This is a genomic window from Paenibacillus pinihumi DSM 23905 = JCM 16419 (genome assembly GCF_000422505.1).
In the GTDB taxonomy this organism is placed as follows: Bacteria; Bacillota; Bacilli; order Paenibacillales; family Paenibacillaceae; genus Paenibacillus_D; species Paenibacillus_D pinihumi.
On the sequence record NZ_AULX01000018.1, the window covers coordinates 74,132 to 86,203 of the forward strand.

General features: G+C 51.0%; 7 protein-coding genes. 4 read left to right on the forward strand and 3 right to left on the reverse strand.

Annotated features, from left to right (window positions below):
- Nucleotides 1–13 precede the first annotated feature (13 nt).
- From H583_RS0104025 to sbnB, 3 genes are read left to right on the forward strand one after another with little or no spacing between them, the layout of a single operon-like run.
- On the forward strand, nt 14–5,545 hold the full coding sequence (locus tag H583_RS0104025) for a non-ribosomal peptide synthetase (protein ID WP_028559345.1): 5,532 nt from the start codon (nt 14–16) through the stop codon (nt 5,543–5,545).
- Between the two features lie 36 nt (nt 5,546–5,581).
- Nucleotides 5,582–6,577, forward strand: coding sequence for a 2,3-diaminopropionate biosynthesis protein SbnA (sbnA, locus tag H583_RS0104030; protein WP_028559346.1), 996 nt, complete (start codon nt 5,582–5,584; stop codon nt 6,575–6,577).
- Nucleotides 6,570–7,613: a 2,3-diaminopropionate biosynthesis protein SbnB gene (gene sbnB / locus H583_RS31845; protein WP_036708441.1), complete on the forward strand. Its 1,044-nt coding sequence runs from the start codon at nt 6,570–6,572 to the stop codon at nt 7,611–7,613. The genes sbnA and sbnB overlap by 8 nt, the downstream gene beginning before the upstream one ends.
- 311 nt (nt 7,614–7,924) lie before the next feature.
- Here the strand turns inward: sbnB and H583_RS0104045 are convergent, their stop codons facing one another.
- The 3 genes from H583_RS0104045 to H583_RS37840 form a co-directional block, all read right to left on the reverse strand.
- Nucleotides 7,925–9,772 carry an alpha/beta fold hydrolase gene (locus tag H583_RS0104045; protein WP_028559347.1) on the reverse strand — a complete coding sequence of 616 codons (1,848 nt, stop codon included), beginning with the start codon at nt 9,770–9,772 and terminating at the stop codon, nt 7,925–7,927.
- Between the two features lie 59 nt (nt 9,773–9,831).
- On the reverse strand, nt 9,832–10,413 hold the full coding sequence (locus tag H583_RS0104050; protein ID WP_051235964.1) for a TetR/AcrR family transcriptional regulator: 582 nt from the start codon (nt 10,411–10,413) through the stop codon (nt 9,832–9,834).
- A gap of 235 nt (nt 10,414–10,648) precedes the next feature.
- Nucleotides 10,649–10,915, reverse strand: coding sequence for a DUF2642 domain-containing protein (locus H583_RS37840; RefSeq protein WP_081666975.1), 267 nt, complete (start codon nt 10,913–10,915; stop codon nt 10,649–10,651).
- A gap of 163 nt (nt 10,916–11,078) precedes the next feature.
- Here H583_RS37840 and H583_RS0104055 point away from each other — a divergent pair, with 163 nt between their 5' ends.
- Nucleotides 11,079–12,008, forward strand: a complete 930-nt coding sequence (locus H583_RS0104055; protein WP_028559349.1) for an aldo/keto reductase — start codon at nt 11,079–11,081, stop codon at nt 12,006–12,008.
- Nucleotides 12,009–12,072 lie beyond the last annotated feature (64 nt).

Consider the following 12,072-nt stretch of genomic DNA (forward strand, 5'->3'; position numbering starts at 1 on the left):
AGGGGGGAGAACTATGCGTTTTTATTCCTTGCTTAACGATCTGATGCTGCAAGGGATTGCCTTCAAAGTGGAGAACGGGAAGCTGCGCTTCAGCGATGAGAACGGCGTCATGACAGAATCGATGCTCTCGGCGCTGACTGCTTACCGCCCTGACTTTGTCAAGCTGACGAAAATCGGGGATGCTTTTAAACTGGCGCCTGTATCTCCAGCCCAGCAGGCCATGTGGATGATGAATCAATTTAAACCGGCAAGCGCGGCCTACAATACCGTACTCGGCTTGCGACTCAATTCGCAGGTGAATGAATCCATGCTGGAGCAGGCCTGCCAGCAGCTGACAGACCGCCATCCTGCGCTGCGTTCCGTCTTTCAAAGCGATGGTCCGGATGTGCTGCAGGTCATTTATAACCGTCAACGCGTGAAGTGGCAGGTATACGATTGCCGTGCGCTGACCGCCGAACAGGCAAGAGCTGAGATGGCCCGATGCGGCAAAGAGCCATTCCACCTCGGCAAGGGCGCTTTATTCCGTGCGGAATTGTTTCGTATGGCTGATCATAGCTGTCTGGTGTTAACAGCCCACCATATTATTATGGATGCGTGGTCTTATCATTTGATTGTCCGGGAGCTGGAAGACTGCTATCGTGCGTTAACCGCCGGGCAGACGGCTGTTCTTCCGCCTCTTGAATGCCAGTATGACCATTATGTGCTTCAGCAGCAACGTATGCTTGCGGGAGCCAAAGGGGAATCTTTGTCGGCTTACTGGTACGATCAATTATACGGGGAGCTGCATGCCCTCCAGCTGCCGTTTGATTTCCCCCGCTCCCCTGTACAGAGGGGCAATGGCGCGACTGTGGCTTTCGAGCTGGACGCCCCGCTGCTGCTGCGGCTGACTGCGGCGGCGCATGAGACAGGCAATACGCTGTATGTCACGCTGCTTGCCGCATATATAGTACTGCTGCACCGTTATACCAGCCAGGACAGGCTGGTTGTCGGAACGCCTGCAACCGGCCGGACCCAGCCTGAATGGGCCGGCATAATCGGTTATTTTATCAACGCAGTGGTGATCAAAGCGGATTGTGGCAGTAATCCGACCTTTGCCGATTTTGCACGCCAGATCAAGCGGAATGTACTGGAGGCGCTGGAGCACCAGGAATACCCTTATGCACTGCTGCCGGAAAAGCTGGGATTAAAAGCTGATCCGGGACATCAGCAGCTGCTGCAGGTGATGTTCGTTTTTATTGACGATATCCGCAAAGCCCAGCAGGCGGAAAATACCCGTACAGAGTTGTGGACGCCATTTGATCTGCCGAGCGAAGAAGGGCAAAATGACCTGATGCTCGTCATGACAAAGCTGGGAGAGCGGTTTGCAGGCGCGTTGCGCTATGACGCTGACCTGTTTGAACGGAATACAATATCCCGGATGGCTGAAAATTTTGTGACCCTGCTTCAAAGTATCGCTGATCATCCGCATTTGCCAATCCGCAAGCTGACTTTGCTTGGCTCATCCGAGCGGATGCTTCAACTGCAGTGGAACGATACTGCTTTGTCCTATCCCCATGAATTTCGCTTGCATGAGTTATTCGAACGCCAGGCAGCCAGAACGCCTCATGAAGTAGCTGCGTTTGACAGCAAAACTTCCTTGACCTATGAGCAGTTGAACCGCTATGCCAATGAAGTGGCGGCGGCACTGATTGCCAGGGGCATCGTCCCGGATGACCGGATTTGTATTCTGGGAAACCGGAGCTGCGACTTTTTAATTGCTGTATTAGGCGTATTAAAATCAGGCGGGGCTTATATTCCGCTTGATCCCAAGCATCCTTCAAGCCGGCATGCCGGCATCTTGGAAGACAGTGGAGCGGCTATATTGTTGACGGCCTTCAGCGGGTCGGAAACGGTTGCGAAGGAGACGGAAAGCGAGCAGGTTGCCATTTTGCCTGTTGCCCGGTTATACGGACTTCAGACGGAATGCCGCAATCCCGGTATTCGGGTCACGGCTGATCATCTGGCGTATGTCATCTATACGTCCGGCTCTACAGGCAAGCCAAAAGGAGCGATGGTGGAACATCGCGGGATGCTGAACCATCTGTATTCTAAAATTAACGAAATGTCTATCGGTCCCGGCGACGTCGTCGTACAAAATGCATCCCAGTGCTTTGATATCTCGGTCTGGCAGTTTCTTTCTGCGATTGTAGCAGGCGGCCGGACACGGATTGTAGAGGATGATCTCGTTAGAGATCCTCTCCGTATGCTGGAAGCTCTGGCCGATGCCCGTGCAACCATACTGGAGACGGTCCCTTCCCTGCTTCACGCTATGCTTGACGTTGTGGGCTCAAGGGGAGATCTGGCGGCCAAACTTCATGGCTTGCGATGGATGATGGTCACAGGCGAAGCGCTGCCGCCTACTCTCTGCGTCAGATGGTTTGAGAAATATCCGCATATCCCCATGATCAATGCATATGGACCGACGGAATGCTCGGATGATGTCGCTCATTATGTACTGCATGGGCCGCCACCGGAGCATTGCACGATTATGCCGATCGGACGGGCGATTCAGAATACAAGCTTGTATACACTGGATGCATATCTGGCACCTGTGCCGATTGGTGTAGTCGGCGAGCTTTATGTAGCAGGAGAGAGTGTAGGACGCGGTTATTTGAATGATCCGGCGCGGACAGAGCAGGCTTTTCTCATTAATCATCTGGCTGTCAAGCCTGGCGGGAGGCTGTATCGAACGGGGGACCGGGCCAAATATTTGTCCACTGGCGATATCGAGTATCACGGGCGTATTGATTATCAGGTCAAGGTACGCGGCTTTAGGATCGAGTTGGGAGAGATCGAAGCAGCCATTCAGAGGCTGGGTGAAGTAAAGGACGCCGCGGTGGCTGCCAGAGGGGAGTCTCTGGAGGACAAAACGCTGGTAGCCTACTGGATTGCTGCTGATCCTGAAGCGGCGTCTTCCACGCCTGCGAATCTTCAAAAAGCGTTCAAGGACGCCTTGAAGATGACCCTGCCGGATTACATGGTGCCAGATGTATGGGTGCAGCTAGGCCAGTTCCCATTGTCAGCTAACGGCAAAATCGACCGCAAGATTTTAACCGGCAGTGCACTGAACGAAATTGAAAACCAATTCGGAGTTAGCGGTTTGCAAAGGCCAGGCAGTCACGTAACAGAAGATAAGGGCGGGAAATCCGCCAGCCTGAATGCTGGCGAGAAAGCGGCCCGTTTATCTGAGGAAAGCATCAAAGGGCTGCTGCTTGGCTGGCTGGAACGGGATGTCGGTGCAATCATTGCGGATATTATGAACAAGGGTGATGCCGTTCTTGATAAGCGCGCCAATCTGATAGAGAGCGGCTTTAACTCTATCAAATTCATTACGCTGAGCGCCAGGCTGGACGAACAGTACGGGATACGGATTGCGCCGCCACAATTTTTTGATTTTGGCACCACTCTGGGTATTATTCAATATTTGCTGGGTCACTGCCGGGACCAATTAAAATCGTATTATGCGGAAGGTTTGCAGCAAACGTGCACAGTGAACAACTTGTCTCTGCCGTCTCCTCCGAAATCTGATTCTCAAGCGGAAGATGACAGGGTTGAAGTGGAAGATCCGTCCTGGATGGAGTCGGCAATTGCCATTGTTGGTATTGCTGCGCGCACGCCAGGAGCGGGCGATGCCGCAAAGTTATGGAGCAATCTGATAGAGGGCGCTAATGTCATTACAGAGATTCCCTCCGGGAGATGGGACTGGAGGCGTGTATCCGGCGAAGAAACGAAGGCCAGATGGGGCGGATTTATCGACGATGTGGATAAGTTCGACGCTGGCTTTTTTGGCGTGCCGGAAGACAGGGCCAGACAGATGGATCCGCAGCAGCGTCTCATGCTGGAGACGGCCTGGAAGGCCGTGGAGAATGCCGGATACAAAATGTCGGAGCTGTCAGAGCAGCCAGTTGGTGTATTTACGGCCGTAGCCTATACCGACTACATGGATGTACTCCGCGAGAGCGGGAATAATCTCGACTTATTTGCAGCAGCCGGGATGGAGCGGACATTGATCCCGAATCTGATCTCCCACCACTTTAATCTTACGGGGCCAAGCGAAGCCATTGATACAGCTTGTTCCAGTTCGCTGACTGCCTTGAACCGCGCTATGGATTCGCTGCATAACGGGGAGTGCGATACGGCAATTGTAGGGGCAAGCAACCTGATTTTGAGTCCGCGCTTGTTCCAGGTGTTCGACGAGCTTGGCAAGCTTAGCAGTGACGGGCGCTGCAAAACCTTTGACAAAGATGCAGATGGCTATGTCAGGTCCGAGGCAGTCATCACCTTTGTCTTAAAGCCCTTGAAGGCGGCGATAGCAGGCCAGGATCATATTCATGGGGTTTTAAGAGGCTGTACAACCCGTCATATTGGCCGTTCCAGTGCATTTACCGCGCCAAAGTCCACTGCCCAGTCGGACCTTATCAACCTGACCTATCAGCGTCATGGCATTGATCTCACATCGCTCGATTACGTGGAGCTCCATGGGCCGGGAATCAGTCTGGTCGATGCTGTGGAAGTCAATGCACTCTCCAAAACGATGAAAGAGGCAATGAACAAGCTTTCTCCGGAAGCAAAGGCTTCGTATTCATGCGGAATTGGATCAGTAAAATCCAACCTGGGGCATATGGAGGCGGCGAGCGGTCTCGCAGGTCTGCTGAAAATTGTACTTGCGATGCAGCATGGCGTCATACCTGCCAATGTCAATCTGAAGGAGATCAATCCCTATTTGGAATTGGCCGATAGCCCGCTGCACATTATTCAATCCAATACCCCATGGCCGGACAAAATGGCGAAGGATGGACAGCGCCAGCCAAGAAGAGCGGGAATCAGTTCTTTTGGCGGAGGCGGGGTCATTGCCCATGCCATAGTGGAGGAGTTTATTGGACAGCCGCAGCAGCCCAAGGAGCGGTCCCTGGCGGAAGCTGGCAACAAGCAGCATCACTATGCCATTCCGATTTCGGCCAAGAGCGAAGCGTCCCTGCGGCAATATGCTGCTGATTTGGCTGCTTTTATCCATCCGCTTATCAGCCGGAGCGCTCAGAGCAACGGATTCTTGCATATCAATTATAGCCTTGAGCCGATTCCCGCGGGCTCATGCACACTGCCTGAAATCGCCTATACGCTGCAGGCCGGCCGGGAGGAATTTGGGGAGAGGCTTGGGGTTACGGCCTCTAACCTGACGGAGCTTCATCGAAAGCTGTCTCTGTATTCGCAGGGAAAACTCGCTGCGCATGAGTTTTATCGGGGCACGGTGGATGTCCCGGAGGCTGCGGCTGATGACTGGGCTGGCAATAATGAGGAATCGGCATCATTCATGATCGAGCCCTCTTCAGATCATGCGGCGGAATACCTGATTCAGAAATGGGCAAGCGGCGCTGTTGTAAGGTGGCATCTTCTCTATGCAACGGATAGGCCTGACAGGGTGCCACTGCCAACGTATCCTTTTCACAAAGAGCGTCATTGGGTTGAGAGTTCCACAATACTTGAAAATGCGGTTGCAGGCAGGTAGCAAGAAAAACCATGATTAGTGGAGAGAGATGATAAGATGATAAACACAACAGAAGCCCTCGCATTTCCTGATACGGGGGTTGTTTCTTTAATCGGCAATACGCCTCTCTTGAAGTTGGAGCGTATCCTGTCAGAGAACCGTTTTCACCTGTATGGCAAGCTTGAGATGTGCAATCCGGGATCGAGCATCAAGGACCGCACAGCGCTCAGCATGATCAAAGAGGCATGGAAGCGCGGGAATATCAATTCTGAAACAACGATTATTGAATCAAGTTCCGGCAATCTGGCTGTAGGGCTTGCGCAGCTGGCCAATTATTTGGGCTTGAAATTTATATGTGTGCTTGATCCGAAGACGAACCTGCAGACGATTAAGGTGCTGCGGGCATATGGCGCGGTCATTGATATGGTACGTGACCCTGATCCGGTCACTGGCGAATATCTTCAAGCGAGAATTAACCGCGTCAGTTATCTTAAAGAAACGACCCCAAACAGTTTTTGGTGCAACCAGTATGCAAATCCCGACAATCCGCTGGCGCACCGCAATCTTATGGGGGAAGTGATGGGAGCCTTGAATAGCGAGGTTGATTACCTGTTCCTCTCCGTCAGCACATGCGGAACCTTCAGGGGATGCTTCGAATATATTCAACAAAACAGGCTCAATACGAAAATTGTGGCAGTGGATGCAAAAGGCAGCGTTATTTTCGGCGACACAGGACGCAACAAGCGCCTGATTCCCGGCCATGGCGCCGCCCGGGTGCCGGAACTGTTTCAGCCGGGGATGGAATACAGGCAAATGCATGTAACCGATATGGAATGCGTAGAAGGCTGCCGAATGCTGATGCAGCGCGAATCGATCCTTGCGGGCGGGTCTTCCGGAGGGATCGTTACAGCGATCAGGCGGCTTGAACCCGAGATCAGGGATAATGCCACATGTGTTGCCATATTTGCGGACAGCGGCGAGCGTTATATGGATACCGTTTATTCGGACGAGTGGGTGCAGACCAATTTAAATGGGGGATTAGCTTATGAGTAGCGTAGCGGTAGACCAGGGACAGATCGTAATTGTCACCGGCGATGAGATTGTTGACATTCTTAAGGGTCATGAAAAGGAGACGATTGAAATCGTCAAGGCGGCATATCAGACACACAGCCTTGGTGACAGCGAGCTTCCGCACTCTACCTTTCTCCGCTTCCCGCAGCAGGAGCGGGACCGTATTATTGCCCTTGCGGCATATTTGGGGGGAGAGTTTAATGTAGCAGGTATAAAGTGGATTGCTTCCTTTCCGGGCAATATTCAGCAGGGGCTTGAGAGAGCTTCCGCGACACTTATTTTGAATGACATGAGCAACGGCCGCCCGAAGGCGATCATGGAAAGCTCGGTCATCAGCGCGCAGCGGACAGCAGCAGGAGCGGCTCTTGCTGCAAATCGCCTGCTGGAGAGCAGGCCGCTTCATACAGCGGGAGTGATTGGCTGCGGGCTTATTAATTACGAGACGTTCAGGTTTATGGTGAGTATCAATCCGGAGCTTCAAACCTTATATGTATATGATGTGGACTCTGTGAGAGCTGAACAATACAAGCGTAAGTGCCAGACATATGCGGGAAATATCGATATTGTCGTGCAACCGGATATGGAATCCGTGCTGGCTAAATCGACTGTGATCTCACTGGCTACAACAGCTGTTCAGCCTCATATCCATGATCTGTCGATGTGTTCTCCGGACAGTATCATCCTCCATACGTCGCTGCGTGATATTAGTCCTGAGGCCATACTGAGCGTCGATAATGTAGTGGATGATGTGGATCATTGCTGCAGAGCACAGACATCTGTCCACCTGGCGGAGCAGCATGCAGGCGAACGGTCGTTCATACGCTGTACGATCGGGGATATTCTGCTGGGCAATGCCCCTGCACGGGAGCATGGAAAGCCGGTTGTTTATAGTGCATTTGGTCTTGGCATTCTGGATATTGCCCTAGGTGATTACGTATATAAGCGTGCACTGGAACAGCAGGTCGGACGAATCAACTCTTTCTTCCCGACCAACTGGCTGGAGCGCGATCTGTTGTAAGCATCTGTCATATAAATGGCTTGCCTGTTTCAGAGTAAGGGAAACCCCTGTTTTGTTAACAAAACTCCGGGTTTCTCCTCTTTTTTAACGAAAAGGCTTATCCCCCTTGTTCCCTCTTGCTCCTTACTCCCCTCATAATTGTGCCGTATGGGACATACGTACCCATTCCGCTTTGCCATCAAGGTGAATTCCATTGTCCGGATTCACCTCCTCCCATGGCATTACCGCTTTTTTTCTTTACTATTCATCCCTTTCCCACAGCCGCATTTAGCTCATCCGCTACTCATGGTTTTCGCCACGGCATTGAAGAATTACTTCCCCATAACGTTGAGTATCCGACGTGCAGTGTCCTTCGGGTAGGAAATAGGGAATTGATGGGCGTAAGGCAATGCGGTCATATTGAACCTGTGATAGGCATCCGGTATTTTATAATCTTGCTCCTGTGTGCCCCAAAAGATCGATACTTTGTCCGCATCCCAGCTGTCGGGATGAAGCGATATTTGAGCTGCGCGGGTAATGGCCGCCATAACCTCTGCTGTTGCGGCTCTAACCCGGGGAGATCGAAACTCCTCATGGATATACGAGACGTAGCTGTCCGGGATTTCGTCCTTATGGGCGAAGCTTTGGGCCTTTACCATGCTCTTTCTTAATGAAGCTTCGGATATCCACCGCAATAGGGTGCGGGTCAAGCGGGAGGACTTATAGTTGGACGAGACGGGCGCCAGCATAGGCTGCAGCAAAATGGTCTGCTGAATATAATCCGGCAGTTTTTCCATCATCTTGGCTGCAAGGTAACCGCCGAATGAATGCCCGGCAAGGATGACTTTAGCGTCTATGCCAGTAATTAAGTCCAGAATGGACTGTTCATAGCCTTCCAGCAACGAAGGAGCATGATGAAAGGGAGAACGGCCAAACCCCGGCAAATCCACAATATAGATGGGCGTGTCTGCTTTAGCCTCAGCTAAATGCCGGGCCAGCGGCAATAACGCATAGGATGTGCTGAATGTCCCATGCAAGAGAATAATGGGCGTCCCTTTGCCTTCCTTTTCAATGGTAGCCAGATTGGCTCTTCTATTCAGATGAAAGGGATCAGGTATATGGAGGCTTCCATGCGAAATCCGGTAATCCAAGTCTGCGATAACAAAGGGCAAGGAGGCTGGAACGACTGACAGGTCCATGTCATGTCTGGCTTCGATTGCAAGTTTGGATGAAACCGGAAAATCGGCATTAGTAATAAAATCAATGGATTCCTTGGGCATGTTCAACATGTTGCCTGCTCCAAGATTCAGCATTTTTTTGGTGAAATCATAGGGCATAGCGCCAATGGGGCCATTAACCCGTACTTCTTTGGCAATAAGCTTTGTCAGCCCGATTATATTGGGCGTGTTTTGTTTTTGGTCCAATAGATAATACGTATGATTGATGGGCCGCTCCTCTTGAGCTAATGCCGCAATGAAAGCAGCCACGTGGTCAACATGCACCAGCGGTAGCCAGTAATCATCCCCTACGGGAGTCAGCGGCATCAGCTTCCGGCGCACGCTGTTGACAAGGATGCCTAATCCCCCTACTTGTTCGGTTACCCCTGTATGCGAGTCTCCGATGACGACCCCCGGATTGACGATAGCAAGTGGAATCCCCGACTCACCGAGGGCTTGCCGAATAATATAATCGGCCTGAAACTTCATTCTTTCATAGGGAGGCAATGAATGAAGCTGGTCCTGGCTGGCCTGCCGGGCATGTCCGTTATTTGATTCCGTATAAGGCGACTTGAATCCGACGACATGAATAAATTGCTTCAATGGGTTAGTATTATGAATCCTTTTGGCAAGCCCGGCAATTTCAACAGCGGGTTGGACAAACACTTGCTCAGCTTCTTTCTCAGGCAGGAGAATATTCATTGGCCCGCCACCATGTATGATGATGTCGACACCCAGCAACAGCTGCAAATCAGCAGAGCTCAAGCCGAGAGAAGGCTTGGTCAGATCGCCTTGTACAGGTGTAATCAATGAGAAGTCATTCCACCCGATTCCCCGCATGGCCTCCATCAGTTTCTCCCTGGAGCGGACGAGGACATACAGCTTATGGTTCGCTTTGGCCAAGGCTGCCAGCACATGCCGTCCGATAAATCCGCTTCCTCCAGTAATAAAAATAGAATGCATTTGAAATTCCTCCTTGTCTATTTAATAGTACTGATTAGTACTAATTTAGAGTAAAAAAATTACTTCAGCAAAAATGCCAAAGTTTGAAGTGTGTTTGTGAGCAGCAAAGGATCTTTTGTTGTATGTTGCAAAAAAAGGCTGCCCTCAATTGTCGAGACAATGAGTGCCGCTAGCCGGGAGAGAGGGAGTTCGGACTTGAATTCATGGCGATCGACGCCTTCCTGGAGCAGCTTTTCTATCGTCTGTGTCTGCTCCTGAAAAAAGTTCCCGATCATCTCTCTGACAAAACCAAATTCATGCGAGGTTTGGACATAAAGCGTAAGGAATGGACATCCGCCTGAACTGCTGGGCGTACGCTCGGAGAGCAGCATGGCAAATTCACTCATGCGTTCCATTACAGTCCGGCTGTTCTGGCTTACAATGTCATCAATCATCTGTTTGTACTGATCAATCATTTGACTGACAATGGCGGTTAACAGCTCTTCCTTGCTTTTAAAGTGGTAATAAATATTGGTCTTGGAGACTTTGCTGACGGCTACAATCTCGTCCATGCTGGTCGATGAATAACCTTTCTCCAGAAAAAGGGCGGTGGCTGTCCGCATTGCGATGTGCCGGTTACCGGAATTTTGGTTTCTTTTCATGTTTAGAACTATATAGTACTAATGTATAACTTGTCAAATGGCTGCCCGGCTCGAAAGTCATTCGTGCGAGTATGGCACATACTGGAATGAATTGTTTGCCGCAGCAATCCTGTCGGTCATTATACCCGTTTGGAGGAGCTATTCCTCTTGATGAAGCCGGCCTGGTTTGGCCACTCATTAAAAAGACCCGCTTAGCGGGTCGCAATGGAGGAATAACGTGTAGCCCAAATCCGTCTTATAAGGGCATTGTCCAGACAATTTCAGCAATTCGCACACATGCTTGCCGGCTGTGAAGTTGTAAAAGCACATGATCAGGCTTGACGTCAACAATGGCTCCTTCAATGGCGCCCCGGGTAGTTTCAAGTACGACACAGCGTCCCTTCAAACGCATAAGTGCCTCGACAACGTAGGGGTCAATAGAGGAAACTGTTTGGATATGAGTCGGGCTGACTTGGGCAGGGCTGACTTGAGTTGGGTAGTGCGGATAATTCAAATTTATCACCTCAAAAAGTTTTAATTCATCCTATGCGAATGCCTAATAATGAGTTCAAATATTTGGAAAAAGGAAAGCGCGGAATATCTTAAAGCTTGCTCTCGTACTGAGATGCTTGTCTTGATCTGTTTGCCCAAATCGATTATGCTACCTGAAAAAGGAGTGATGTGGAATGAAATATCGTAAATTGGGGCGGACCAATCTGGATGTGTCGGTCATCGGTTTGGGTACATGGCAGTTTGGCGGGGAATGGGGAAAATCCTACACCCAAGCTGAGGTAAACGGCATTTTGGATACAGCCAAATCATTGGGCATCAACTTGATCGACACGGCCGAATGCTATGGGGACCACTTGTCCGAGGCATTGATTGGACAATATTTGCGGGCCTCAAGACGGGAGGACTGGGTCGTTGCGACGAAATTCGGGCATCAATTTCACAGTCATCTCAACCGGACGGATCAATATTCCGCACAAGAGGTTCAGCAGCAGCTGGAAGACTCGCTTCGCGCATTGCAAACGGACTATATCGATTTGTACCAATTCCATTCCGGCCCTGACGAGGCCTTTGATAAGGACGATCTGTGGACGATGCTGGACAAGCAGGTTCAGGCAGGGAAAATTCGCCATCTCGGCCTGTCACTGAATAAGAAGAACAGCCTGCACCAGGTTGACTCGGCAACGCAAATCAATGCCAGCACAATTCAAGTGGTCTATAATCGCCTTGATCAGCAGCCTGAAGAGGGGGTCTTCCCGTCTTGTATCCGGCAAAATCTTGGTGTGCTTGCACGTGTTCCGCTTGCCAGCGGCTACCTGAGCGGAAAGTATAAGCCGGGGGCGGTATTCCCCGACAATGATGTGCGCAAAAATCATAACCCGGAAGAAACGGCAGACCGCTTGCGCAAGGTACAGGAGATTCAGCAAAACGAAGTGCCTGAAGGTGCAGACATGGCAAGGTGGGCACTGGCATGGTGCCTTAAGCATGATGCGGTTACTTGCGTAATTCCCGGCTGCAAAGACGAAGCGCAGGTCAATGCGAATGCAGCAGCGGCTGAGCTGGCGCCGGATGATCATCCGCTATCCGTAGCGGCTCCCCTAAAGTGAGAGTTGTGAATATTTCGCTTTCGTTAGGATTAGGCAACAAATTCAGAAAAGCGGCCTTGTTGGC

What these genes read in the sequence shown, in the direction of transcription:
- H583_RS0104025 (WP_028559345.1), top strand. Translation starts at nt 14, where the DNA reads ATGCGTTTTTATTCCTTGCTTAACGATCTGATGCTGCAAGGGATTGCC.
- sbnA (WP_028559346.1), top strand. Translation starts at nt 5,582, where the DNA reads ATGATAAACACAACAGAAGCCCTCGCATTTCCTGATACGGGGGTTGTT.
- sbnB (WP_036708441.1), top strand. Translation starts at nt 6,570, where the DNA reads ATGAGTAGCGTAGCGGTAGACCAGGGACAGATCGTAATTGTCACCGGC.
- H583_RS0104045 (WP_028559347.1), bottom strand. Translation starts at nt 9,772, where the DNA reads ATGCATTCTATTTTTATTACTGGAGGAAGCGGATTTATCGGACGGCAT.
- H583_RS0104050 (WP_051235964.1), bottom strand. Translation starts at nt 10,413, where the DNA reads ATGAAAAGAAACCAAAATTCCGGTAACCGGCACATCGCAATGCGGACA.
- H583_RS0104055 (WP_028559349.1), top strand. Translation starts at nt 11,079, where the DNA reads ATGAAATATCGTAAATTGGGGCGGACCAATCTGGATGTGTCGGTCATC.